Origin of the sequence: Marinobacter sp. CA1 (assembly GCF_020546665.1) — a bacterium.
Classification (GTDB): Bacteria; Pseudomonadota; Gammaproteobacteria; order Pseudomonadales; family Oleiphilaceae; genus Marinobacter; species Marinobacter xestospongiae.
In genome coordinates this window covers 2278683-2304269 of sequence record NZ_CP071785.1, presented here as the reverse complement: position 1 = coordinate 2304269, position 25587 = coordinate 2278683, and the positions used below count along the sequence as shown (strand labels likewise).

At 55.5% G+C, this 25587-nt stretch carries 27 protein-coding genes; 9 read left to right on the top strand and 18 right to left on the bottom strand.

Features of this window, described 5'->3' with window-relative positions; genetic code table 11:
• The first annotated feature begins 446 nt into the window (after positions 1-446).
• Positions 447-3236: an AAA family ATPase gene (locus J2887_RS10575; RefSeq protein ID WP_227175967.1), complete on the top strand. Its 2790-nt coding sequence runs from the start codon at positions 447-449 to the stop codon at positions 3234-3236.
• Between the two features lie 567 nt (positions 3237-3803).
• Here the strand turns inward: J2887_RS10575 and J2887_RS10570 are convergent.
• Positions 3804-4238, bottom strand: a complete 435-nt coding sequence (locus tag J2887_RS10570; RefSeq protein ID WP_227175966.1) for a hypothetical protein — start codon at positions 4236-4238, stop codon at positions 3804-3806.
• Positions 4239-4453: 215 nt separating this feature from the next.
• Between J2887_RS10570 and J2887_RS10565 the strand changes: the two genes are divergently transcribed.
• The 6 genes from J2887_RS10565 (at position 4454) to J2887_RS10540 (ending at position 8625) form a co-directional block, all read left to right on the top strand.
• Positions 4454-4753: a hypothetical protein gene (locus J2887_RS10565; RefSeq protein WP_227175965.1), complete on the top strand. Its 300-nt coding sequence runs from the start codon at positions 4454-4456 to the stop codon at positions 4751-4753.
• 114 nt (positions 4754-4867) lie between these two features.
• A complete protein-coding gene (locus J2887_RS10560) occupies positions 4868-5383 on the top strand; it encodes a hypothetical protein (RefSeq protein ID WP_227175964.1) in 516 nt (171 codons plus the stop codon).
• A gap of 267 nt (positions 5384-5650) precedes the next feature.
• Positions 5651-6217 carry a DUF6985 domain-containing protein gene (locus tag J2887_RS10555; protein WP_227175963.1) on the top strand — a complete coding sequence of 189 codons (567 nt, stop codon included), beginning with the start codon at positions 5651-5653 and terminating at the stop codon, positions 6215-6217.
• A gap of 125 nt (positions 6218-6342) precedes the next feature.
• Entirely contained in the window at positions 6343-6861 is a 519-nt protein-coding gene (locus tag J2887_RS10550) for a hypothetical protein (RefSeq protein WP_227175962.1), read from the top strand.
• A gap of 765 nt (positions 6862-7626) precedes the next feature.
• Positions 7627-8247 carry a hypothetical protein gene (locus tag J2887_RS10545; protein ID WP_227175961.1) on the top strand — a complete coding sequence of 207 codons (621 nt, stop codon included), beginning with the start codon at positions 7627-7629 and terminating at the stop codon, positions 8245-8247.
• Between the two features lie 102 nt (positions 8248-8349).
• Complete coding sequence (locus J2887_RS10540) at positions 8350-8625, top strand: hypothetical protein (protein WP_227175960.1); 276 nt, start codon at positions 8350-8352, stop codon at positions 8623-8625.
• Between the two features lie 277 nt (positions 8626-8902).
• On the opposite strand, the gene J2887_RS10535 is transcribed toward J2887_RS10540, so the two are convergent.
• The 6 genes from J2887_RS10535 to J2887_RS10510 form a co-directional block, all read right to left on the bottom strand.
• On the bottom strand, positions 8903-9859 hold the full coding sequence (locus J2887_RS10535) for a hypothetical protein (protein ID WP_227175959.1): 957 nt from the start codon (positions 9857-9859) through the stop codon (positions 8903-8905).
• Positions 9860-10411: 552 nt separating this feature from the next.
• Complete coding sequence (gene hemH / locus J2887_RS10530) at positions 10412-11503, bottom strand: ferrochelatase (protein WP_227175958.1); 1092 nt, start codon at positions 11501-11503, stop codon at positions 10412-10414.
• Positions 11504-11603: 100 nt separating this feature from the next.
• Complete coding sequence (locus J2887_RS10525) at positions 11604-12014, bottom strand: TIGR01244 family sulfur transferase (RefSeq protein WP_227175957.1); 411 nt, start codon at positions 12012-12014, stop codon at positions 11604-11606.
• Positions 12015-12063: 49 nt separating this feature from the next.
• On the bottom strand, positions 12064-12498 hold the full coding sequence (locus tag J2887_RS10520; protein WP_227175956.1) for a DUF6691 family protein: 435 nt from the start codon (positions 12496-12498) through the stop codon (positions 12064-12066).
• A gap of 3 nt (positions 12499-12501) precedes the next feature.
• Positions 12502-12939: a YeeE/YedE family protein gene (locus J2887_RS10515; RefSeq protein WP_227175955.1), complete on the bottom strand. Its 438-nt coding sequence runs from the start codon at positions 12937-12939 to the stop codon at positions 12502-12504.
• Positions 12936-13262: an ArsR/SmtB family transcription factor gene (locus tag J2887_RS10510; protein ID WP_228752872.1), complete on the bottom strand. Its 327-nt coding sequence runs from the start codon at positions 13260-13262 to the stop codon at positions 12936-12938. Before J2887_RS10510 ends, J2887_RS10515 begins: the two co-directional genes overlap by 4 nt.
• Positions 13263-13757: 495 nt before the next feature.
• Between J2887_RS10510 and J2887_RS10505 the strand changes: the two genes are divergently transcribed.
• Positions 13758-14171: a phasin family protein gene (locus J2887_RS10505; protein ID WP_227175953.1), complete on the top strand. Its 414-nt coding sequence runs from the start codon at positions 13758-13760 to the stop codon at positions 14169-14171.
• A 43-nt stretch (positions 14172-14214) separates the two neighbouring features.
• Here J2887_RS10505 and J2887_RS10500 read toward each other — a convergent pair whose 3' ends face one another.
• The 10 genes from J2887_RS10500 to J2887_RS10455 all read right to left on the bottom strand — a co-directional run bounded on the left by J2887_RS10500 (position 14215) and on the right by J2887_RS10455 (position 22944).
• Positions 14215-14847, bottom strand: a complete 633-nt coding sequence (locus J2887_RS10500) for a TetR/AcrR family transcriptional regulator (protein ID WP_227175952.1) — start codon at positions 14845-14847, stop codon at positions 14215-14217.
• Positions 14848-14871: 24 nt separating this feature from the next.
• Positions 14872-15684, bottom strand: coding sequence for an exodeoxyribonuclease III (gene xthA, locus J2887_RS10495; protein ID WP_227175951.1), 813 nt, complete (start codon positions 15682-15684; stop codon positions 14872-14874).
• A gap of 159 nt (positions 15685-15843) precedes the next feature.
• Entirely contained in the window at positions 15844-16629 is a 786-nt protein-coding gene (locus J2887_RS10490) for a hypothetical protein (protein ID WP_227175950.1), read from the bottom strand.
• Complete coding sequence (locus tag J2887_RS10485) at positions 16626-17165, bottom strand: DUF2878 domain-containing protein (RefSeq protein ID WP_227175949.1); 540 nt, start codon at positions 17163-17165, stop codon at positions 16626-16628. The genes J2887_RS10490 and J2887_RS10485 overlap by 4 nt, the downstream gene beginning before the upstream one ends.
• Positions 17166-18452: an SAM-dependent methyltransferase gene (locus J2887_RS10480; RefSeq protein ID WP_227175948.1), complete on the bottom strand. Its 1287-nt coding sequence runs from the start codon at positions 18450-18452 to the stop codon at positions 17166-17168.
• Positions 18440-19441, bottom strand: a complete 1002-nt coding sequence (locus tag J2887_RS10475; RefSeq protein WP_227175947.1) for a DUF1365 domain-containing protein — start codon at positions 19439-19441, stop codon at positions 18440-18442. The genes J2887_RS10480 and J2887_RS10475 overlap by 13 nt, the downstream gene beginning before the upstream one ends.
• Positions 19438-20709, bottom strand: coding sequence for an NAD(P)/FAD-dependent oxidoreductase (locus tag J2887_RS10470; protein WP_227175946.1), 1272 nt, complete (start codon positions 20707-20709; stop codon positions 19438-19440). Before J2887_RS10470 ends, J2887_RS10475 begins: the two co-directional genes overlap by 4 nt.
• A complete protein-coding gene (locus J2887_RS10465) occupies positions 20706-21506 on the bottom strand; it encodes an SDR family NAD(P)-dependent oxidoreductase (RefSeq protein ID WP_227175945.1) in 801 nt (266 codons plus the stop codon). The genes J2887_RS10470 and J2887_RS10465 overlap by 4 nt, the downstream gene beginning before the upstream one ends.
• Entirely contained in the window at positions 21503-21991 is a 489-nt protein-coding gene (locus tag J2887_RS10460; RefSeq protein ID WP_227175944.1) for a nuclear transport factor 2 family protein, read from the bottom strand. Before J2887_RS10460 ends, J2887_RS10465 begins: the two co-directional genes overlap by 4 nt.
• A complete protein-coding gene (locus J2887_RS10455) occupies positions 21979-22944 on the bottom strand; it encodes an acyl-CoA desaturase (protein WP_227175943.1) in 966 nt (321 codons plus the stop codon). Before J2887_RS10455 ends, J2887_RS10460 begins: the two co-directional genes overlap by 13 nt.
• Positions 22945-23088: 144 nt before the next feature.
• Between J2887_RS10455 and J2887_RS10450 the strand changes: the two genes are divergently transcribed.
• Positions 23089-24108 carry an NAD(P)/FAD-dependent oxidoreductase gene (locus J2887_RS10450; protein ID WP_227175942.1) on the top strand — a complete coding sequence of 340 codons (1020 nt, stop codon included), beginning with the start codon at positions 23089-23091 and terminating at the stop codon, positions 24106-24108.
• A gap of 1 nt (position 24109) precedes the next feature.
• Here J2887_RS10450 and J2887_RS10445 read toward each other — a convergent pair whose 3' ends face one another.
• Positions 24110-25573, bottom strand: coding sequence for an HD domain-containing protein (locus J2887_RS10445; RefSeq protein ID WP_227175941.1), 1464 nt, complete (start codon positions 25571-25573; stop codon positions 24110-24112).
• Positions 25574-25587: the final 14 nt, after the last annotated feature.

Genomic DNA, 25587 nt, shown 5'->3' with positions numbered 1-25587 from the left:
GAAGATGCTCTCCCAAAATTCGCGAATTTAACAAAGATTACTCAAGAAATTTGCTGCACCCGTCTGGCAGCATTGTCGGCGCTTACTTGAGACACGGTGCCCTCGGCCGTACCTGAAGCTAATTGCGGATCTATCACAGTTTCGGCCGAGAGATCGCTTTACAAGGCCCCCTCCTTTTAGCCAATCTATTTCAGCTTCTTCCGCAATTTGTGCGCCCTATCGGTAAGCCCCAGTTTCATAATGCAGCCTCGGCGCGATCTTTCAGCGCATTAATACTTCGTGAGCAATCAAAACCTGTCCATGGCAATAATCTATAGCGTCCATCTCCTTGCCCCGAATCGGGATTAATACCTAAATTTGCGCAAGCACGCTATTTTAGCCAACATGGAGTAAAATTTATTCTTCTTCGGGACGTGGAGTTGCCATCCCAGCCAAGGAGTCGGGCGATGAAATTGATTAACGTAATCACAAAAGAAACTTTTGACGTCAGCGACGATGCTGCAGAGCGATGGATCAACTCATGCACTCCTTGGGAACCTTTTCAAGCAAGCTCCTCACAAAGTACATATGAGCGAAACGAAGGGGAGGCACCAGAAACAGTCAGTGAGGTAGACGAAACACCATCTACCACACCTCTGCTACAAAACATTCTAGATTGGAGCCAAGACCTTCCAGACTGGATAAGGGACGCACTAAGGCGGCTATTTGCACAGGAGAGTATCTTAAGCGACCAAGACTATCAGGAACTTTATGCACTGATGAAAGCAGAGAATGGACTGCTGGATCAGACCGAACTGTCGCCCGACCCTCTGAGCAAAGACCACCTACCCACCACTCTCGCTCCTGAAAGCTCTGTTATTGTCAAGTCGATGGGAGGCCTTAGCCACGTAAATAAGATCAGTCCTGACCAAGAGCTGATCTTCGAACCCAGCGGCATCACAGTGATATTCGGCGCAAATGGCTCTGGCAAATCTGGGTATGCTCGAGTACTTAAAAGAGCGTGCAGAGCGCGCGATCAAACTGAGTCGATACACCCTGACGCTTCAGATTCTGAAGCCGCTCTAAAGGAGCCAACAGGCCGGTTTGAAATTGAGCTGGAAGGCAGCCCTCAAACGCTCGACTGGTCTCGAGATCAGGTATCACCTGAGCCTCTGTCGACAATATCCGTTTTCGACACTAGATGCGCGCGCTCTATCCTGACTGACGAACACGACGTAGCTTACTTGCCTTACGGCTTGGATATCATTGAAAGTCTCGCCAACAAAGTAATCCCACGGATTAAGCATCTTTTAGATGAGGAAATTGAAAAGCTTAACGTTGATACCAGCCCCTTCGTTCACTTAAGGGGAGCGACCCAAGCGGGCAGAATGGTTAGCGAGCTGGGACCCAATACCAGCGAAGAAGACATCACAGAGCTAAGCACTCTCAGTGAAGAGGAAAATGAACGACTAAAGGAATTAAATGATGTTCTGGCTAACGTCGATCCACTGGTAAAGGCCAAAGAACTAACGCTATCCAAAGAGCGTTTGAAGAATCTGGCAGATGATCTAGACGATCCACTTAAATGGGTGTCAGACGCAGCCGTCAGGAAGCTAGCAAAGCTAACCAACGATAAAATATCCGCTGACAAAGCGGTCAACGATGCAGCAGAAGCTTTGCGAGCTGGGGAAGATTTGATACCAGGAACTGGCTCGGAAGCATGGAAAGCACTTTTCTATGCAGCCAAGCGCTTTGCTGTGGAAGAAGTGTACAAGGAAACAGGATTTCCTTCAGCTGAGGCATACGAGGCCTGCCCCCTCTGTCAGCAGAACCTGACCGAAGAGGCAAATAGTCGACTCATTCGCTTTGCAAAATACGTCGAATCAGACGTATCGGTACAAGCCAATAAGAACCAGCAAGCCCTGTCCGATGCGGTGAACAAGATAGAAAGCGCCAAGCTCCATGTGGGTATGACCATAAATCTGGCTGACGAAATTTCCATGCTAGATGCGAATCTCCCGTTTCAGATTCGGGAATTCGAGACCAGTGTTCAAAACCGCAGAGAATCGATGCTTCGTGCCGTAACATCCAATGACTGGCTAAACGTCAGTCCTCTTCACGCCTCACCACGAACAGATATTCGCAGCTTAGCGGCGAAGCAGTTACAACTCGCTAGAAATTTCATCCGCGCTTCAGATCCAAAAAAGAAGCGGAGGCTCGAAGAAGAGCGAGCGGAGCTTTCAGCTCGCTTGGAGCTATCGAAAGTTCTAGCGCCCCTGTTAACTGTGCTACGCAATATCAAGCAGAAAGCCGCGCTCCAGGAGTGCCAACGCACCCTAAACACAAGGCCAATATCAGCCAAGTCAAAAGAACTCGCAAGCCACGCAGTTAACGAAGAGCTGAGAGCGGCTTTAGAGGAAGAGTTGGGCGCGCTTGGGGTAGATCATATAAGGACTGTGCTAACGAGCCGAACTCTCAAGGGACAGATGCTTCACAGGCTAATCTTAGATGTTCCGACCGAAACAAGAATTGATGAAATACTAAGCGAAGGGGAACAGCGCGCCATCGCGCTGGCATCCTTTTTCGCTGAGCTAGCCACAGCTAACCATAAGGGCGGTATCATTTTTGATGATCCTGTTTCTTCTCTTGATCACTGGCGGAGAATACGCGTTGCCAAACGATTGGTGGAGGAGGCATCGAAAAGACAAGTAATCGTTTTCACTCACGACACTTCGTTTCTCGGACAACTACGCGACGAAATAGATCAAAGCGCTACAAGCTATCGGTTAATGTATCTGGAGAGAGATCGAGACTCTGTGGGCTATGTGCGAGAAGGGCTGCCCTGGGGACACCAAGGATATAAAGCACGTATAGAGTCGCTAGAGATCGGCCAGCAAGATTTAGCCCACCAATGGTCACCATACCCGTCCGAGGCTCTAATTCGCGAGCTTAGGATACTCTATAGCGAGTTAAGAGCCACAGTTGAGAGAGTTATCCAGGATGTTATCTTCAACGGTGTTGTCGCCAGGTACCGGGACTGGGTTAAGGTTAACAAGCTAAAAGGCGTGGTGGGCTTTAGCATGCCCGAATATGAAGCTATCGATCGTATTCACAAACGCTGCTGTGATGTGGTTGAAGCACATGACCCATCTGCGGATCGGGGCATATCTTTACCGTCCGCAACAGACCTAGGTACTGACATTCAAGAACTTAAACGACTTATTGTTGACATCAAGGAGCGTCGCCGAGACAACTGACTCTTGCGATCTTATCAAATCGGAACTTTTGCTCTATAACTAATGCCCACTCAACGTCGCAAGGAAGGCCAGCTTTAATTGACTTGCCAAATTTAAAGATGAGGTAACGTAAGATTCCCCCGATGGACTTGTGAATAGGGCCGGTTTCACAGAACACGACTAGTCTTTAGCCTTCAGTAGCTAATGATACACAAAAACATTGCTTAGAAAATGCAATGCTTTACTCGCGTAACCACGGGCCTTGCGCTTGAGTTTTGGCATACGCCATCTTCTAAGAAAAAAATCTTAATGCATTGATTTTTATGCATTTTATAGAATTAAGTGAATCGGTCTTGAAAGCCGCCGAAGGTTAATAGCCTTCCCGGGGTTCGAATCCCTGGCCCACCGCCACTTTCTTCTCTGGCTTCAACATCGTTTCAATCCTCTCCGATTTTTGCCTCCTCTCGAAAACGATATTTTCACAATCATTGAACCTTTCCGATGGTCGCGGTTTTCTGAGGCGCAACAGCAATCCTGGATTTCATCAGCCGCTTACACCCCTGATCCTATCGCTGGCCCGCTGTCATCCTATGGGGCTGAAATCTCAAGGTAGTGCCTCCCGAAGATACCGTTATTGGAAATGAATCGTTGCTGGATGAACTTCAACGGACTTCTGGTCCCCTCTGGGCGGACCGCGATGACGATGGTTTCGCCGTCCTGCAGCACCATCTTCACCGCATCATCGCTGATCGCAAAGAGATCCGTGATGATACCGGGGCAGTATGGAATCGCCCTGCAGGCTGTTTCCAGCGGTGAACCATCCGATCTGAACAGCGAAATGTGAAACCCCTCCTCAAAGGGGCAATCGTCGGTGGTCACAGCCAGAAACGCGCCATCCTTCAGGCGGAACGCTTTCTCCAGGACAACACCGGGAAGTCGGGCAACACGCTGGCCGTCTGCATCACGCAGATAAGATTCGGTTTCTGACACGGGGTATACAGAGAAACCCTCAAGTTCTTCCATGGGCGTTCTGCTTCCTTCACGGCTATTTTGACGGGCTGACATTACCGAAATGCCATAGATGAGGGTGTTTGTCGTTACGGGTGGATAGGCTATTGTTCTGCTAGGAACTCAAGGGATCGCTATTGCCACTACACTACGTAATAATGATGCAGTCAAATTTTTTCACTATTGAAGCACGCTATATAATGTCTGTTAGGGAAAAGCAGAGGATATGTATGTCGGTGATCTCAATTACGGTTCTTGGTGGCTCGAAATCGGCCGCTGTCGTGAAGGCAGTCCGCTCACTATCCAAGGCAAATATTGCTGAAGTCACCTGGGCCCTCGAAACCGAGGCGCCTGTTTTCGAGCATGAGATCTTTGACAACGAGATTGAAGAAACTATTGCGCTAGTATGGAAATTTCTTGATAACTCAGAGGAGTTGAGCCTTTCATTGGCTATCGAAGAGGATGGCGCAGCAATCTCAACGCAAATTCTTCGTAACATAATGTTGTCTTCCGATAAGATCGGAATTTGAGTGCGAGAACTTGGTGGATTCAGACATAGCTGACTGCCCATCAAGTGCTGCTATTGACAAACCTACTCTGCGCTTCGATTTGCCCCAGAGCGCGGCGTTATTCCTTGGAGGAGTATGGAATCTTATTTGGAATCATGTAAAACACTATCTCTAACAGCCAGAGAAGCTATAGCATTATTAATCATAGAGAGATTTTGTAATAAAAACTCAGTGAACTCTGATTACACAACAGAGTTTTTAGAGTATATGTGGCAATATCCATTAATAAGATATCCGGATGAGTTTTGTTCTTGGGAAGAAGCAAAGCCAGAATTAGTAAATTGTGGGCTTGGCGATTCTTTTCCTGAGGCGCTAAAATCGCAGCTTCAGGGTTCAGGTGTTTCAGAGCATGTGTTTCGAACACTTATTGAGGGAACTGTTGAAATTCTTTGGTCCAGCTTTTGGGGTTCTGCTAACAACCAAATCTCTTATGAATCACTTAAGCAAGTTATCATTGCTTCCAAACTACATCATTTGCCTTGCTTAACCCCGTTCAAGTTTTCATTGTTTCATGAGGGCGATGGATGGGGTAAAGAAAAAATCACCAATGAAGATGTAGAGTTTTGGAGAAAAACATCACAAATTGGATAATAGGTTTAGACGGTTTATAAGCCCGAAGTTAAATAAGTAATAGGTCTGTTCTGTTTTTTGCGGATTGTCTCTTATGGCGCGAACCAAGTCGGCGCCATTATGCCGATGTGGCGGTTCCACATTAAGCAGTGGCAACACGGTTTAGAACCATCAGAGAAAAATTCTTCGGAGGTTAGTCATTATGAAACCTGAGCTGAAGACTTTCCATGATTGTTGCCAGGATTGGTTCAGATAATTATTTTTCACAATTGTTCTAAGGAATTGTCAATGGAAATTAATCTGGCAAATATCATTTTCAATAGAGTCGAGAGCGAATATGACGAGAGTTTGTACGATTGGATGTCAGAAGAAGTTTCCATAAAGTTTCTAAATGGTTTAAAGGTATCGATAAGATTGGACTTTGATGATCAGGATTTACAAGATTTGAGAGATGGAATCGAGCAGACATTATTGAACTCTCTGGCCTTAGGTAACGAAGCCAGAGATATCACAAAAAAGCATCTGTATGCCTACTATAAAAATTTCGTTTTTGTTGCTGGTGAGGAATCTCTTGAAGAGATGCCACCTCAATATGACGATTCCAATATTCTCGACTATGTTCACATATCATCATTGTCTATTTGTTGTAGTCAAATTACTAAGGAGTTCTATTGTCAGTTTACTGGCGGTTGTGATTGGGAGGAGGAGCACGGAGTTCTGATATCATTCAGAAACGGTGTAGAAATAGCTAGAGTGGGTGGCTATGGACATGTATCAAATGCTGATGCGTATGCAGATGCTTCAATGGATAACTATGTATACTATTGCGGCATAATTAAAACTACAGCGTTATAAGTGAGAGATAATAAATCTTACATTTAATATTATAGAGACAGAGCTTAGCTGAGCGCCATGTCCGTGAATTGAGTCCACAACCAAGACATCGCCGTTGTCGTGAGTTTCTTATTTTGCACATTTTTATGTCGTATAAAATCTCTGCGGAGTTTTTTGGCGGAATGAAGCTATATCCGGAGTATTCTGAAAACATAATTGCGTATGTGGTGTCAGGGGGCGTAGGCACTTGGTATGTAGTGGAGAAAGATGAGTGCTTTTTGGATCGAGTGTCGCTGTCCAGTGTGTTCGGGCAGGAGGCGGATCAAAGTGATATAGAGCTTTTGGATTCGTTGACTAATGGTAACGGGAAATTACTAATAGAAAGATTCAAAGAATTCGAAGTGTCAACGGACGAACTACAGGAATTAATGCAGCTTTACCAACCCTTAGCCTCTAATGAAAGTGTTTTGGAGATGCGGCCATCCGTATACATTGATTTAGATCTCAAAGTTCTAAAGAATTTGTTTCCAGAGCCTAGTGGAGTTTTTGAAAAGTTTGCCCCTAAAAATTGGAGCTCAGCTTATGATGACTTCTGGGGTTTAATTCCTGTAGAAAAGATCTTTTGGGTCATTGATGGTGAATCCCGGTTTTTGAGTGGCGAATAACAATTTGCTGTGATGTCAATCGATGCATTTAAGCCGGATTTAAGGTATGTGTCTAGGGAATATCTGAATAACCGCTGTTATTTACCGGTCTTCCGCCAAAGTGTCGGTAAATAGGTAAAAATATAGGGGGCTAGTGCCTTAATCTTCTATATTTTACGATTAAAACTAATATCGGAAAAATTGGCGCCTATTCGATTATGCATGCCGCCATGCTACCCAGCTGCCTTTTAAAGAGCGAACATGAAGCGACCATTAATTATTCCGCTATTCTGCGTAATCTCCGCTTTGGTAGGTTCAGGAGTTCTTGCAATCGCGATAACCAATAAGGCATCTTATGATGCGAACTTTGAACCCTGGTATTTTTATGCAATTGTATCCTTGTTGGTACTTTGGCTAATCTCAAATATTGGATTGTTCTTTCTGCGTTTCTGGAGCGTGCTGTTGGCATCTTCCGTTTTGCTTATCCATCAAATAGTAATCGCAGTTGTTGGTGTTTGGGGTGTAGAGCACTTACCTTTAATTTTGATACCATTAGGCTTGTTTTTGTGGTTGGAGTATAGAGATCATTTGATTAGGTAGCCTGGGTATTTGACTCTAGGCCTCAAAACACTCTATATACAGCTCCGAAAAGGGGAGACCCTGGGAATGGTGAAGCTTGAACCATCCATTGCGCAGTGGTGCTAAGGGTAGCGGCGGCTTTTCCGTTTCGGCTTCCCTCTACTACAAAGGCCCGTATGCTGGCGACCTTATGTCCAAGGAGATATAATGCTTAAACTCGAACAAAGGTACTTTCCGTTCAAGAAAGTTGTATTGACAGTTAATGATGACAGAGAATTGGAGTTCACAAGCTCAAGCCTTTCAAATTCCACTACTACATCGATTCCCATAGATAATTTAACATCACGCCCTACAACTTATCGACATCTAAAAGTTGTTACGATATCAGCGTTTCTGTTATCGACCGCGCTAGCTCTAATTTCGCTCTATATTATGATCACTACAGCCGACAGTGAAGATACGGGCGCCAAAGCTCTTGTCGCTTTTTTGGTTTTTGGTACATTTTCGTTTGTTTCAATGGTAAAGCTTCAAGGGGCATATAAAAACCTGCTTATATTCAATGATCGAAGGACCAGCGAGGGTATCATTTTTCTTAGCCCATCCAAACCATCAAAGAAGGCTGTAGAAGAATTTGTTGATGAACTGGAGAGAAAGATCAAGGCAATTGAATATAGCAATAAACTATCTAAAAATGAAAAAGTATCAATCTACCTGAGGCATTTGAAGTTTTTGGCTTCAGAAAAGGTGATCACGGAAGATGAGTTAAATACTATAGTTGAGCGGCTGAGAAGAAGAAGTAGTGCTAGTGTGGTGCCTATCTATAATTGAAGCTCTGATAAGTAAAGATGCGAAGACTAAGTTAATTCAACATATTAATCCGAGGCTCCCTAGTCGCCGCCAAAACCAGTCGTCATTGTTTCAGGGACTGAAATGAAGAGAAAAGAAGATTGTCCTATCTGGATAAAGCTGTTGAGAGCGGCGTCTTCCTTGTCGCTTATTGGCGCAACAACTTACATTGTTTTTGCGGGACTCAATCTGGTAGTCGCTTTCGTGCTTGTCTCTTCCTTTGGGGCAATAGCAACCCCAGTTGTGATAGCCGCTGACAGCGCTCTGGAGTGCGTCACAGGTTTCTTCGAAGTGTTCGTGGAAGGTGTGCTTTCTGTTTTTGAAATGATCGGCAATATTATCGGTTCAATCTTCGGGTGATTTTGCTATTTGCATGTGGTTCCGCTCAGGGCGGTTCCTCCGGTTGCTCAACTGGCAACCGTTGCGCCAAGGATTGATCGATCCGCTGTGGCTGTCAGAATCAGAATGGCGTTACCGGCGCTCAACGAGACCACTTCAGCAACCGCCAGCAACACCAGAACAGGAGGAGTATTAGCGCGACCGCGCTTTCCTCGACATACCTTACTCCTCCGCAATGATCGCCAACGGCCACCAATTGAAGGAGCAGGCACGTCAGGGGTAGGGGCGTTGGTAGAAGTTACCCCTTGCTGTTGTCCTTGTCCCATGCCAAGGCGTTGTCGCGGAATGACGCGAACTTGTCGGACACCTCGTTAAGCCGGGCGTCCCACTCGGGATCTGGCTCCTGGCCTTCGGTGGTATTGAAGAAGATCTGCATCAGGGCGGTCATGCCCAGCGGCTCAATGACGGCTTGTTTGACGCCCCAGGCAAAGACCAGAGCAATAATCACCGTTAACGGACCTGCGGTACCGGGAAACAGAGAAACCAGTCCGGCCACCGGGGCCAGGATCAGCAGGAACACGACCAGGGTCATGCCCCAGATCACGAATGCCAGGAAGAAGGCGTTTTTCAGAAAGACTTTGTAGTTCTGCGCGTAGAGAATCAGGGCTGTCTGACTGGCGCGCCAGGGGTTGTCGGCTTTGGTGCGCAAGTTGTACGCCAGGATGACCTCATCCAGATAGGTTAGCGACAGGTTGATGACGGTATTGATGAAATTGGCCACGCCCTGGAAACCCGGAATCGGGATCAACGACGAAAGCGTGAAAAAGGCCTTGTTAAAGGTCTTCAATACCGCCTTTATCAACTGGTCAACGCCGAACAGTGTTGATGCCTGGACAAAGCGCTGGCGCACGATTTCCTGGGCATAGTCAATCTGGCCGCGCCCCTGCGGCAGCTCGCGACCTTCCATGAGCTCCACCAGAACGGCGATATGGCCTGCCTTGACCACGTATAGCAGGTATTCGCGAAGAAAATAGGCCACGCCCGAAATAGCACCGAACCCGATAAGGCCACCCCAGGCGCCGTACCCACTGGGATCGTCACCGATATGACCGACGAAATAGCCCAGGCCTGCACCTATGCCGGTCGCAAGGACATAGGCGAGGGTGATACCGAAATAGATCAGAAAGCGGAAAATGAGAAAAGGAGCGGTCTGGCGCATCAACCCCAGAACTTCGCCCATCTTGAAGTCCTTCATAAGCATCCCTTCTTACTGTTTGTAGGGCCTCTCAATGGCCTGTACTGCCGGCCTGCAGCGTCTCCGACAGCGTCCTTTCAGCGTTTGCAGCTCCGGTGAGCGAGGGCCTGATGAGGCTTGAATGCATACCGTTTGCACGTCGGCAGCGCGCCGCAGAGTGTAAAACAGACGCGGACGGTCAGGCAATAATTATGCTCAATATTTCAACAACCTGGCTGCCTTTGCTGGTAGTGGACCGGGGCGGCATGGTAGGCCAGCGAAGCCGTCGTAAGCTCACTGAGTTTCTGTGCGGAACCTTTTCAGGCCATGAGTCTCTAATGGCCACTCAAGAACCGATTCCGCTGCTTCGCCCAGAAGGTTTTCTCATGAGCAAAGACTATTCAGAAACTGATCGCATGGAGAATTCTCGATACGCCGTGTCGACCAATCGGGGACAGTCCCGGCACCGGGTCCGGTACGTGGAAACCGGTGGCGCCGGGAACGACCTGGAGGACTGCGTGTTCTGCCAATCACTGCCAGGTCAGGACCAGAAGGGGAATGAAGAGCTGGGGTCTAGTTCTCAGCGCCCAGGGCCTGGGCCTGCTGAGCCTGATCCTGCAACAGCTGCTCGCGATTGTCCGGACGGGGCCAGCCCTGAAGGTTCTGCTCAATAAGTGCGACCAGCGCGTCGATATGGCCGGGCTCGCTGTTCAGTGCGGGGATGTAGCGGAAGGACTCGCCACCCGTTTCCAGGAAGTACTCCCGGTTTTCTTCGTCAATTTCCTCAATGGTCTCCAGGCAGTCCGCCGAGAATCCCGGGCAGAACACGTCCACGCTTCGCACGCCCTGTCCGGGTAGCGATTTGAGCGTCTCATCGGTATAGGGCTTGAGCCACTCTTCGCGGCCAAACCGTGACTGGAAGGTGGTGAGGTAATCCCCGGTTTCAAGCCCAAGGCGTTCGGCCAACAGCCGTGATGTCTTGTGGCATTCGCAGTGATAGGGGTCGCCGTTCTTCAGGTAGCGCAGCGGAACACCGTGGTAGGACAGCATCAGCTTGTCGCTGCGGCCATGAGCCTGCCAGTGCGCCTCAATGTGCGCCGCCATTGCCTCGATGTACGGCGGAAAGTCGTGGTAGTGGGAGACAAACCTCAGATCTGGCAGCCGACGGCGGGCGACAAAGTCCGCGGCCAGGGCGTCAAAGGTAGAGGCGGAGGTGGAGGCGGAATACTGAGGGTACAGCGGCAGCACCAGAAGCTTGCGCACGCCTTTGGCTTCCATCCGGTCCAGCGCCTGAGCAATCGAGGGTTCGCCGTAGCGCATGGCAAAGTCCACCACCAGATCGTCGCCGTAACGGGTCTGCAGTACCTCCCGGATGCTTTCGCATTGCTTTTCGGTGTGGAGCATCAGCGGTGACCCTTCGCTGGTCCAGACTTTTTTGTAGGCTTCGGCCGAGCGGGATGGCCGAATACGCAGGATTACGCCATGCAGAATGAACCACCAGATCAGTCGCGGCACTTCCACCACCCGGGGGTCTGCCAGAAACTCCGCCAGATAACGGCGCAGGGCGGGTGTGGTGGGGGCATCCGGCGTCCCCAGGTTGGTAATCAGAACCCCAAGCCGCTCTGGCTGGCCATGAGTGAAGTGATCGACACCTTTGTATTGCATGAAATGAGAGTTCCTTTGGCGCAAATGACAACTGATGGAATACGGGGCCGCAGCCGATAGAGATCAGTCGGCGGATGCAGCCCGGGCAGGGCAGTCGGTGCTACAGCAGCCGATACTTCAGGCCGGAAAGGTCATAGCCGGCATTGAGGGCCTTGAGCAGGATGATGTCTGCAGGCAGCTCCCCGGCGTGGCTGAGGGCCCACAGGGCGCAGCAACGGGTGCCACTACGGCAGAACGCCAGCACAGGTTTTTGGGCATCCCGGTAATGGTGGCCAAACGCCTCGACGTCCTGATCCTGGATATTGCCGGACTGAACCGGCTGATAGATCCAGTCCAGACCATGTTCACGGGCGAGCGCGGCAATCTCGTCCATCTCCGGCTGCCCCATCTCCTCATGATCCGGACGGTTGGCGATCAGCGTCTTAAATCCCAGACGCGCGGCCTCTGCCACGTCTTCCGGCTGAATCTGCGGTGCTACCGAGATGTCGTCGTCTATCTTTCTTGGGTCCATGCAGCAGGTCCTCTGGGCATCATGTTTCCGACACGGTTGATCAACTATTCTATCCGGCCCGCCGGGGTGTGCGCCAACGTTCAAGCAATTCAAACAGTGCCATACCGGCGACCATCGCCGCCACAAACACCGCAGCCTTGGGAATACCGGCGCCAAGAGCCACCAGGGCCGGGCCGGGGCAGAAGCCGGCAACGCCCCAACCGACGCCGAAGGTCAGACTGCCCAAGACGAGACGACGGTCCGGGCGGACTGCTGTGGGCAGCTGGAACTCGCGACCAAATACCGGTGCCGACTGTCGCTTCACCAGAGCAAACGCGACACTGGCGACTGCAATGGCCCCCACCATGACCAGCGCGAGGGACGGGTCCCAGGCACCGGCAAGGTCGAGGAAGGACAGCACCTTGTCCGGGTTTGCCATGCCGGAGGCGATCAGCCCAAGCCCAAAGACCAGCCCGGCCAGAAACGACGTGATCCAGAGTTTCATCGATTAGCCTCCTACAGCGTGTCGAATCAGGTAAACGGTGCCAAAGCCGGCGGCCATAAAGCTCAGCGTGGCAATCAGCGATCGCGGCGACAACCGCGACAGCCCACACACACCATGACCACTGGTGCAGCCGGAGCCATACCGGGTGCCAACCCCAACCAGTAACCCCGCGACCACCAGGGTGGCATAGTCGGCCTCGATCACCGCAGCAGGCAGGGCGGCAACCAGCATCCACAGGCACGGAGCGAGCAACAGCCCGGCCAGAAAGGCCAGGCGCCAGCCGGCGTCGCGACGATTGCCGCCAAGCAGGCCACCGAGGATGCCGCTTATGCCGGCAATGCGACCGTTGAGCAGCAACAGCAGGCCTGCCGCTCCACCAATCATGACGCCCCCCAGCAAGGCCGACAGGGGCGTAAAGGACGCCCAGTCAATGGTGATCATTTCATGTCTCCAATGGTCTCATCCGGTTGTTCATCCGGGCCTTGGGGCCGGCAGAACAGTTCGTAAAGCTGGCCGAGCAGAGCCTCGACCCGGGGATCGGCCAGGCGGTAGAACACCTGCTTGCCGGCGCGCCGGGGCGCGATCAGCCCTTCCCGGCGCAACACCCCCAGTTGCTGGGACAGCGACGGCTGGCCGATGCCGGTTCGCTGTTCCAGATCACTGACGCTGGCTTCGCCCTCCGTCAGTTGGCAGAGCAACAGCAGGCGATCACGGTTGGCCAGGGACTTCAGAAACAGACTGGCCTGTTCCGCCGACTGCAGCATGGCTTCCTGATCAATGTAGTGTTCAGGGCAGTGATCAAGACGGTGATCAGAGCTGTGGTCAGAATGGCAATCAGGGTTGCGATCAAGCATGGGCGCTCTCCGGTCAATCCGCAGCGGACCAATGGGCGGCCCGCAGTATCAATATGCTATTATACAATATATTAAATTATATATCGTTTTGCCGGCGGAAAAAAGCCCGGCACTGATGGCCGGGCAGAGGCGTGCGAGTAGTATCCATGAAAGACTTCCAGACAAACCGGCATCAGCAGGGATACCGGTATAGGAAGTATTGACGAAATTTTGCACAGTTCAAGGTGGTTTCACGGCTGTTTGAGTTCATTTCGTCATATTGAACCAATGCTTATAGCAACCGTTCCTGATTACGCTTTTTTGACTCCGCTCAGGCCGCTAAGACACTGAATTTCTGACAACACTGCGATACAATGAGAACGCTGCACAACAACACCCAAGCCCCTTGCGCCCGAGGTTTTACCGATGTCTGAACACGACGATCACAAGCCAGAAACCGATCCCCAGCTGCATGGTAAGATCAAGGACTCGGCCCGGCAGATCTGGCTGGCCGGTCTCGGTGCCTACACCAAGGCGGAAGAGGATGCCGGCAAGTTTTTTGATCGACTGGTACAGGAAGGCGAACAGCTTGAGAGCAAAACCCGTGGCGTGGTTGAGAAACACGTGAAGTCGGTGGAAGACCGGGTCGAAGACGTTCGGGAAAAAGCCACCGGTACCTGGGACAAGCTGGAAAACCTGTTTGACCAGCGGGTCTCCGGCGCACTGCGCCGGCTTGGTATTCATCGCCGGGAGGAAATCGAACTGCTTGAAAAGCGCATCGACGCGCTGGAGTCGGAGCTCCGTGAACTGCGGGGCGAGCCGCGGTCAGAAGAAGAGTAGGGGAATTTCAATGCGCCGAGCCGGCTCTTGCCGGCGGTCATGCCTACCAGTAATCCTGGCTGATCAGCGCCATCTGTTCACGTTCTGCTTCGCCCAGGTAGGGCATCAGCAGGTGCAGCATCTGGTAAACCCCACGCCCCGGGTTTACCGAGTCCCGATCTTCAAGATGTGAAAGGGTGTCGTAACTACTCCAATAACAGCAAGTTAGCGTCAACTGCTCACAAAGTGCATCAAGCTGGGGCCCCGGCAGTGCCACCATCTTCTGGCGCTGGAGACTGGCGCACAGGGTCTGAAAGGCCCGCTTCTTGGCCGCCAGAATACGGCGGAATCTGGCCTGCAGGGCATCGTAACGGGACAGCACGTTAACCAGGTCCTGGTACAGAAAGCGGTAACGCGCCACCGCCTCAAACAGCAGATGCAGGAAGATGCCCAGCTGGTCCAGCGATACCTCCACATCGTCCGGCACCGCCAGCAGGTCCTGCATTTCCAGTTCAAACTGGTCAAACAGTTCGGCGACAATGTCGCCCTTGCTCTTGAAGTGGTAGTAAAGGTTGCCGGGGCTGATTTCCAGTTCGTCGGAAATCAGCAGGGTCGTCACGTTGGGTTCCCCCACCGAGTTGAACAACACCAGACTGGTGCTGAGAATGCGATCCCGGGTCTTGACCTTTTTCTTCATGGTGGCGCGATCGGCCCTCCGTCCCTAGATATCAATCCGCGCCCACACCGGACAATGATCAGACGGACGCTCCATCCCGCGGATTTCGTAGGACACGCCGGCCTCAACCGCCTTATCCAGCAACCCGGCACTCGCCATGATCAGGTCGATACGCAGGCCCCGCTTGGGGTCCCGTTCAAAGCCGCGGCTGCGGTAGTCAAACCAGCTGAAGGTGTCCGCTTCCTCAGGATGAAGGTGGCGGAACACGTCGGTCAGCCCGCGAGACTCAACCTGTGACAGCCACTCGCGCTCCTCCGGCAGGAAGCTGGTCTTGCCCTCCCGCAGCCAGCGCTTGGCGTTGGCATCGCCAATGCCGATATCCCGGTCGGTGGGGGAGATGTTCATGTCGCCCATCACCACGATCTGGCGGTTGTCTCCACCGATATCGTCGAGGTATTGCATCAGGTCGGCGTAAAATTTGCGCTTGGCCGGAAACTTGGTCTCATGACTGCGGTTCTCCCCCTGGGGGAAATAGCCGTTGATCACCGTCAGGGTCTGGTCACCAACCTCAAAGTCCGCCGCTACAAACCGGCGCTGGGCGTCCTCGTCATCCCAGGGGTATCCCTTCTGCACCGAAGCCGGCGCCTGACGGGACAGCAGGGCAACGCCATAGTGGGTTTTCTGGCCATGGAAGTGAACGTGATAGCCCATGGCCTCCACTTCCGCCCGGGGAAACGCGTCGTCCGCCACCTTGGTCTCCTGCAGACCAATCACGTCCGGCTGGAAGGTGTCGATAACAGCCTGCAACTGATGCAACCGGGTACGGATGCTGTTGACGTTGAACGATACAAACATCATGGGCGAATACTCAACTGACTCATAGGGTTAGGGGGCTTTGAGACAGCCCCGTCAAATATCGCCCGAGTCTAACACAGAAAGCCCGGAGCGGATGTGGCACGGTCTACGGCAATCGGGGCGAAAGTGTCAGTTGCGAGTCGGCCGAGGCCAGAGCGGGCGTTATTGAGGGGAAAGCAGGGGGCAGGCGGGCTGGGTTGTCACCTGGTAGCGGATGTCCGCTTCATGGTTCTGGTCCCGGGTGCGGGGAATGTTGGTCAGGCCGGCATAGTGCACCAGGGCGCCGGTGCGGTCGTAGCCCAGCACAATCGGATCGACCAGCAGTCTCATCATCAACCCGCTGGGCCGGATGGTGACCGCCAGGTGGTAGTCATTGCCCGGCTCGGGCTCCAGCTCAAAGCCATAGTGCTCGCCCCGGGACGGCGCCAGAAACCGGAACGGCACCGATTCGCCGTTTAACAGGGTCGACCAGTGTTGCCGAACCAGGTGATCAAAGCCGGCATCAACCACCACGGCGTCGCTGATTTCAACTCTGGCGGTCTCAAGATTCCCGCGCTCACGGGATTCAACCCGGAGTTCCCCGTTGCCACTGGATGTAATCACCAGGGACTGCTGCCACGATGGCAGCTCAAATCTCACCTCCGGCTGGGTCAGCCGTCCGGGGTAGGTCAGCTGCTTGCTGCCGATGGTTTCGCCACTGCCAACATCGACGTAGCGCACCTCGTGCTGCTCCGGCCGGAACCGGCCCTGACGGCATTGGCCGCGTACCTGGTGCTGTTCCTCATAGACCGGCTGCTCCGACCCGGCGTAGGCGGTGCCGGTAAAGCGGAACAGCTCCTGCGCTGTCGCCGGCCCAGCCGCCAGTGCCAGCGCCGCCACAGCGGCCACCGCCACCGTCCGGGCGGGCCGGACAGCCTGAAGACGTGGTTGATAGCCTGCCCCGCTCATGAGGTCTCTCCCGCTGCCAGCGCCCGAAACCAGCGGTTGCGAAGCTGGATCAGCAGAGGAAACACCAGCAGCCAGCCCAGCGCGATGAAGGCCAGCGACATCGGCTGCAGCCGGACGGCATCAAGCTGGCTTGCCGACCAGTACGCCAACGGGCCGGCAATGGGAGCGAGCAGCCAGGGCAGCCAGCGGTGGTCAGCCACCCACGCCAGGGAGTGATTGATGGTGGTCAGGAACAGCGACCACAGCAACACCAGCCATAACGGAATCCATGCCGCATCCAGTGCGCCGGTTGCCGGCTGCAGGATACCGAGTTGCCACCACAGTCCGTCCAGTAGTGAACCTGCGACGGTACCAAGAGCTATGTATCCCAGCTCCAGCGCCGGCCGGTGACTGACCAGCAGCAGATGAAGCACCACCAGCGCCACAGCCACCAGCACCGCCAGATGGTTGGTGCCGATAACGCACACCAGCCAACCGGCCTGGAACAGCACAAAGTTGGTGAACAGACGCCAAGGACGGGATCGGATGTGGCTCATTCAGACTCCGAACGGCTTCTCCAGCTGGATCTGGGCGACACCGACGGTCCGCTCGGAAAACCCGGCCTCGCAGTAGGCGAAATAGAACTGCCACAGCCGGCGGAACCGCTGGTCATAGCCAAGCGCCTCTAGGCGGTCGCTGTGGGCCATAAAGCGCTGGCACCAGTCAGCCAGGGTGAGGGCGTAGTCCGGGGTCAGATCCTCCACGTGTGAGAGCACCAGATCGCTGCGCCGCCGTACCGAGCCCAGGATGGCGCCGAACGACGGGATAAAGCTGCCCGGGAAGATGAAGCGCTGGATAAAATCCACATTTTTCAACGCCCGTTGATAACGCTGCTCCGGCATGTTGATGGCCTGAATCAGTGCTTGGCCACCGGGCTTGAGCAGTTGATCAATCTTGGCCAGATAGCTGTCCAGATACTGCGGGCCCACCGCCTCGATCATTTCAATCGACACCAGCTTGTCGAACTGGCCGGCAAGGTCGCGGTAGTCATCGAACAACAGGGTGATGTGATCCGCCAGACCTTCGTCTTCAACCCGCGCCTTTGCCAGCGCCAGCTGCTGTTCGGAGATGGTCGTCGTAGTGACTCGACAGCCATAGTGCTTCGCTGCGTGGATGGCAAAGCCACCCCAGCCGGTGCCGATCTCCACCACGTGATCGTCGGGTCCGAGATCCAGCTTGCGGCAGATCAGGTCCAGCTTGTGCACCGCCGCTTCCTCCAGCGAGGCCTGCTCATGGGGGTACTTGGCGGAGGAGTACATCATGGTCGGGTCGAGGAAGGTCTCGAACAACTCGTTGCCCAGGTCGTAATGAGCCTGGATGTTCTTGCGGGAGCCAGCAGGGGTATTGCGATTGAGCCAGTGCAGCCCTTTAAGCAGCGGCTTCGAGATCCAGGAGAAGCGATCCTCGAAACGGTTCATCCGGTCGACGTTACGGGCGAAAAACCGCAGCAGACTGGTGAGATCCGGTGTGTCCCAGTCGCCGGCAACAAACGCTTCAGCCGCTCCGATGCTGCCGCCGGTGACCAGATCGGTCCAGGTGCTGGCATCGTGCACCACCATCTCCGCGGCGGGATAGCGGGCATCGCCATCTCCCAGTACCACATCTGCCCGGCCAGGCTCCCGAATCCTCAGCACACCGTTACCCAGGGCACCCAACTGGGCCAGTACCAGCTTGCGGGTGAGCTGAATAGCGGCACCGCCACCATCGCGTGATGACGCGGCATCACCCTTCGAGTTGCCATTCCCGGTCTGCGAGACGGTATTTGCTGATTCTAGGTTCGCCATGAATGGACCCTTCCACTGTCTGTCGGTGTATGCCTGCGGTTTGTCTGTCGGCTGTTACTGTTAATGTCACTGGCACTGTCACTGTTAATGTCACTGGTACTACCCGCCGCGGTTCCCGCACTACCCGGTAACAGGCGCCCGGTGTCGTTGCGGCCCAGGGCGTGCTCCGGGCAATCCTCCGGCAGTTTGTCCGGGTGGGTATAGAACGGCGCGCCCTTGAGTTTCAGTCGCAGCGCGTGCCAGTAAATGCCGGTGACCACCTTGGCGCACTCCAGGGGAAAGCGCCGCAGCGCCTGATGGAAGATCTTACGAGTCAGTGGCTGCCTTTGGATCGCCAGGGTGGCGTCAAACTGCTTCTCACCGTTTTCGTACGCATTCATGTGAATGCGCAGCTGGTCATCACGAAAGCTGAACAGCCACTGGTAGTCCTGCCGCATGCCGTTGAACGGAGAGACATGGAAGCGTTTGGGGAAACGGAAACGCACGCTCTGCCAGCCGCCAGCCTTGCGCTCCTGTTGTTCCGTGTCTGGTTCCAGGCAGTAGACGTGGCGCTCTTTCCAGGGCGTGTTGGTGATCTGGGCCAGGATGACTCTCGGCACGGCGCCGCTGGCAGGGTCCGCGCTCTCCGGATAGCAGAAGTAGAAGCTCACGGGGTTGAACACATGGCCGGCGTAGCGGGGGTGCGTCACCAGCTCAACGGCCCCGTCCGGGCGCCAGCCGGTGGCATCGTGTACCCAGTCTCGCACCGCTGTGTCCAGATCCGGTGCCTCGGGCAGAAAGTAGTCCCGTCGGTACAGGGATACCCAGTTGAAGCGCTCCACTGACAACCAGCGACTGAGGGAGTCCAGCCGGTGCCATTCCGCCAGGTTCAGACACAGCATGCCGGTGTGGTAACGGAACTCATGGTTCACCGGTGCCCGGCGCCGGTGACGGACCTCGCCCTGCAGCCACTGGCTACGCCAGGGCGATAGCGCAGACGTTGCGGTCATGAGTCCAGCCCCAGACCAAAGGCTTGTGCCACGCGCAGGCCACTGCGAACGCCATCCTCATGGAAGCCGTTGAACCAGTAGGCACCACAGAAGTGGCTGCGGTTGTGGCCGCCAATCTCGTGGTAGCGCTGCTGGGCGGCAACGGCCTCCATGCTGAACACCGGATGGGCGTAGCGGTACTGATCGATGATCTTGTCGGGATCAATATCCCGGGTCCGGTTCAGGGTGACGCAGAACGTCTCCGACGACTGATGGAAATTCTGCAGGATGTTCATGTTGTAGGTCACCGACACCGGTTCCGTGGCATGGGCCGGCACCCGGTAGTTCCAGGCGGCCCAGGCCAACCGGTTGGAAGGCAGCACCGATTCGTCGGTGTGCAGGACCACGTCGTTCATCTGGTAGGGAATGGCGCCAAGGATCTCCCGCTCGGCCTCGGTCGGATCGGCCAGCATCGCCAACGCCTGATCGCTGTGGCAGGCGAACACCACCTGATCGAAGGCTTCGGTGCCGTCTGCACAGGACACCAGCACCTGGTCCGCCTCGCGCCTGACCGACGTCACCGGGCAGTTGAGCCGGGTACGCGAGCCCAAGGTGGCCATCATCCGGTGCACGTAGCTGGCGGACCCGCCGGACAACACCCGCCAGGTGGGGCGGTCATCCACCGACAGCATGCCGTGGTTGTTGAAGAACTGCAGGAAAAACCGCACCGGGAACTGTTCCAGCACCACCTCCGGCGCCGACCAGATCGCCGCGCCCATGGGCACGATGTAATGGTTGCGGAAGTAGCGGGAGAAACCGTGACGGTTGAGGTAACTGCCCAGCGGCTCATCGTCCTGGATGCGGTCGTTGGCCAGGTCATCCCGGGTCAGACGGTTGAACCTGAGGATCTCCAGCACCATCCGCAGAAACGGCGGATTCAGAAGATTACGGCGCTGGGCAAACAGGGTATTAAGGCGATTGCCGTTGTACTGCAGACCCGACGCCTCGCTGTCGACACTGAAACTCATGTCGCTCTCTTCGGATGCGACGCCCAGACGGTCCATCAACTTGATGAAGTTGGGGTAGGTCCAGTCGTTGAACACGATGAACCCGGTGTTCACTGGCCAGTCAACGCCATTGCGATGGACCACCCGGGTATGGGTATGGCCACCGGCGTAATCGTTGGCCTCGTAGAGCTGTACGTCGTGCTCATCTTTCAGCAGCCAGGCGGCGGTGAGCCCGCCGATCCCGGTTCCGATGATGGCAATTCGCTGACGCGGTTGGTTCATTGATTGGCTTCCTGCTGGTTTTTTTGGTTCCTCGACATTGCCGCCGCCATGCGGTCGATCAAGCACCGGGGCAGGGCACCAAGCAGCCGCAGTGTCCAGGTAAAGCGTCGGGGAAACTCGATGTCTCGGCGCCCCTTTTCCAGCCCACTGATGATTCTGCCGGCGGCATCGTCAGCATCGATGAGAAAAGGCATGGGAAAGTCGTTGCGATCAGTGAGCGGGGTTTTCACAAACCCCGGCGATACCGTCACCACTTCAATGCCCTCCGCAGCAAGGTCCGCCCGCAGGGCGTGGGCCAGGTAGCTCAGGGCCGCCTTGGAGGCGCCGTAACCCTCGGCACGGCCAAACGGAAACCACCAGGCCGAGGACGACACGATCACCAGGGTGGCGGGCAGTCCCTGGGCCCGAGCCTGGCGGAGCGCCGGCAGCGCCGCTTCAATGCAGCGGCTGGTGCCGATCACGTTGGTGGTCAGGTTGGCCTCCACCACCGAGCTTTGGTAATCCGCCGGGTCCAGGTACTCGCAGGTACCGGCGTTGAGTATCACCATCTGCAACGGCCAGGGCTGGTCGAACGCGGCCCGGGCCTGCGCCAGATCCTCCTGGCTGGTGGTGTCCAGGGCCAGTGGCATGACCCGTTCACTGTTCAGGGCCTGCAATGCCTCCAATGCGCTTTCATTACGCCCGGAGGCAATCAGCCTATGCCCGCGGGCCACCAGCTGTTCCGCCAGGGCCCGGCCAATGCCGGAGGTCGCCCCGGTCAGCCAGATGGTGGTTGGTGTCGTCAGTCGCCGGGTCATACCGCCTGCCTCCGCAACCAGCGAACCGCCGAACCAAGCAGCGGTACGTTTTCATAGAGCAACTGGCCGGCATCAAAGTAATCCCGGTGCAGTCGCACCAGGCCAGAGTCCACCGTGAGCTGGCTGATGCCATCCACCCGGATCAGTTCGCCCTTTCGGAGCCGGCGGTGGCGCAGGGACATCGTCCAGGGCTGGCAGAATCCCCGATCATCGGCAACGGTGGCGCCAAAGGCGAAGTCACAGCGGATCACGTTCTGGTAGGCGCCTTCAAAATAATGGGTTAACGCTTCAAGCCCCTGAACCCGGGTGAACGGGTCCACAAACACCACGTCCGGATGATAGACCGCCTCCAGGCCGGCAACCTGTCCGCCGGCCATGGCCTGGAACAGCGCCTGGAAACGTTCAATCATGTCCTTTTTCGCGGCCTCCGAACTCATCGACCCGTTGGATGCCGGAGTGCCATTGATTGCAGTTACTGACGACATGTTCCCCTCCCGTTCTTGGCATCCCTTGCCCGGGTTTCCTGCTGGATATGCTCCGGAACCGGTTTCAGGTCCCAGATGATCCCGAGACGCGCCATCAGCCAGAGTGCGTAGTAAGTGAGATCAATTTCATACCAGCGAAAGCCCTGGCGGGCCGACTGGGGCCAGCGATGGTGGTTGTTGTGCCATCCTTCCCCCAGCGTCAGCAGGGCAAGGAAGAAGTTGTTGCGACTGTCATCGGCGGTGTCAAAACGCCGCCTGCCCCAGACGTGGGCCAGTGAGTTGATGGAAACCGTGGCGTGGAACAGCACCACGGTGGAGACGAAGAATCCCCACACCAACAGCTGGTAGCCATTGGTGCCGAGGGAGGGCGCCGTTGCCGCCAGCAGCTCGCCGAGTCCGAAGATCGCCAGGGCGGCCGTCAGCGGAACCAGCGCATCAAACCGGTTGATAAAACGCAGCTCAGGAAAGCGCAGCCAGTCCCGTACCCTGCGCTCGTCGGTGACAAAACCGGCATCGCAGGTGAACCAGCCGATGTGGGACCACCAGAAGCCGCCATGATGTGGGGAATGCAGGTCATCGGAGCGATCGGAGTGTTGATGATGGTGGCGATGGTGGGCCGCCCACCACAGCGGCCCCCGCTGCGCCGCACTCGCCCCCAGCAGGGCAAACAGGAACTGCCAGAAGCGGGAGGTGCGGAAGGTCTTGTGAGCGAAATAGCGGTGATAGAACGCCGTGATCGCGAACATCCGCACCACAAAGAACGCCAGCGCAAACGCCAGCGCAAAGGGACTGACGCCAACCACCAGAACCAGCAGGCAGGCGGCATGAAGTAGCAGGAAAGGTATCACCCTCAACGCATTGAATTTTCGGGATTTGGAATCAATGTGATCCAATCCGGCCTCGGAATCGAACCACCTTAGAATGTTTAAAAGCCAACGGTTCGCCTGGGTCATACCCGCTGTTTCCTTGTCATTTCCTGTACGTGTCTGCTCGGTGCTGTCGCGCTGATAAGACCTCGAAATACCTTGGCATTCAGCGAACAAAGCAATGTTATGACCTTAACTACGTTTAGGATCATGAGTTTGGATGCGTCAAGAATGAGAAAAGAATCGTCAATGCTGGCAGGGGTACGCCGTATCGCCGTGATCGGTTCAGGCATTGCCGGCCTGACCCTGGGCCAACGCCTGAAACAGGCCGATTTCCAGGTCACCCTGTTCGACAAGGCCCGGGGACCTGGTGGCCGCATGGCCTCGAAGCGGCTTGAGCAGGGCAGCCTGGACCTGGGCGCGCAGTACTTCACCGTACGGGACCCGCGATTCCGCCGGTTTCTGGCCGACCACGCCAGCGGTTGCCTCGGCGAATGGACGGGAACGCTGCGCTACCAGCGCCCTGACGGCACCCTGAGCCCCTACCATGCCGACACCCGGTATGTCGGCGTGCCCCGAATGTCAGCCATCACCCGGGCCCTGTCAGACGGCCTGGCGCTGAACACCGGCACCCGCATTACCCGCATCAGCCAAACCCCGGACCAGGGCTGGCAGCTGGAGGATGAGGCCGGCGCCAGCTGGGGCGACTACGATCGGCTCATCCTGTGCCAGCCGCCGGTTCAGGCCCGGGACCTGCTGGCGGCCAGTGATCTGGACGATGAGGCCGATGTCCTGGCGGATCACCTCGACGCCCTGACGCCCTGCTGGGCGGTGGCGGCGCACTTCAGCACACCGTTATCCCTTGACTACGATGGCATTCAGTTTCAGCAGGGGCCGCTGCAGTGGGCCGCCAACAACAGCAGCAAGCCCGGCCGCAAGGACGCTGGCCAGTGGTGGGTGCTGCATGGCAGCAGTGAGTGGTCCGATAGCCACCGGGAGGCCACCGGCGCCGAGGTGGAGGCTGCGCTGTTGGCGGCGTTTCGGGAGCAGACCGGCGAGACTGTACAGCCGGATCAGGTATTGAGCCACCGCTGGCTGTTCGCCCGTGCCGAAGTGTCCGCCGCGCCGGGTCACCTCATCCTCGCTGGCGGCGAGCTGGCGGTGTGTGGCGACTGGCTGCACGGCGGCCGGGTGGAGGGCGCCTTCCTCAGCGCTGAAAGCCTGCTGACGGCCTGGGGTCTGAGCGGGTAGGTCAGTTCCTAAGCAGGGCCGGGCGACGGTAGAAGTGGGTGATGGTGCCATCGCCAAACTTGCTGAAAAAGGCGCTGACATCGGTAATCTTCTTCAGGCTGCGGGTGCGGTGGATCGGGTCCTTCATCAACACCTTGATGCCGTTGAAGTTGTCCTGGATATTGGAGAAGCGGGCCCGCATCGAGCAGGTCACCACTTCGCCAGCGGCCATTCCCAGCTGCTGCTCCAGCGCCTGGCAGTGGTTCTGGATCGCCTGCTGAGTGAGGTTCTCACGGGTATCGAGGTGATCCAGTTTGACCCGATCAACAATGCAGCGTGAGTAGCTCCGTGGGTGCCGGCGGGCGTAGCGGCGGAAGGCTTCCCAGAAGAAGCTGTCGGTCAGGTCGGCAAAATGGGTCATATCGCTGAGGCAGGTGTCGACCCAGTCAAAGGTCTCGGATTCCTCCAGCACTTCGTTGATGGCCTCCCTCAGCAGCCAGTCAAAACCCAGGGCGGTCTTGTGGGCATAGACCTTGCGGTACATCTGGTGTCGGCTGTAGACGAAATCCTCCAGCGCACCCAGACCCTTGTGGGTAATCGCCAGGCCCAGCCAGGGTGTTTCCACCTCCCAGCCAAACCGGAGGTTACTGAGCAGGTGGTCCAGATTGAACCCGCCAATGGTGACCGATGAGTGGAAGCCGTCCCGTAGCATGTAATCGGCCCGATCGGCATCAATCTCTCCGGACACGATGGATGACAGCAGGTCCATCACCAGCCGGGGGATGTTCTCGTGGGCGAGGGCGCCGCTGTCGGCGTCACCACCGGCGATGAACGACCAGAAGGTCCGGGCGTGACGACAGAAGGCCTCGCTGGGCACCACGTCTGTGGTCTCCATGATCCCCAGCACGTCCTCCGTATGCAGGCCAGCCTCATCCAGCCCGATGGCACCCAGAACATCATGGGCCACCCGCACGGAATAGTGCTCGTGCTCCAGCTCCGGTGGCTGGTCGGGGTAGTACCGCCGGTAATCCTCCCCCCGCCACAGTTCCTCAAAGCGGTTGCCCCGAGCCATCAGCTCGTTGATCCGCCGCGCCTGGGTGAACTGGTGAGAGAAACTGGAGTGGCCGCTGTCATGCAGCAGGCAACCAAGACGGATCACCTTGGTGAGGTAATCGATGGCATCGAGCTGGCTCAGGGTCAGATCCACCTGTTCGCTGAGCTGCTTCTCCCGCAGGTAGGCATCGATCATCGCCCGGAACATGCGCCCACCCACGTGCATGACGCCCACGCTGTGGAGGAAACGGGAGTGGGTGGCGCCGGGAAACACCAGGCTGAGGATGTCGTTCTGGCAGATGTTGCGCAGTCGCTGGAACAGCGGGTGGTCGATGACCCGAATCTCGTGGCGGTAAAGCGGAATACCACCGTGAACCGGGTCCATGATCAGCTTGTCATAAGCACCAAGCAGGTCGTTTACGGCGCTGCGCATTGTGAAATTGTCTC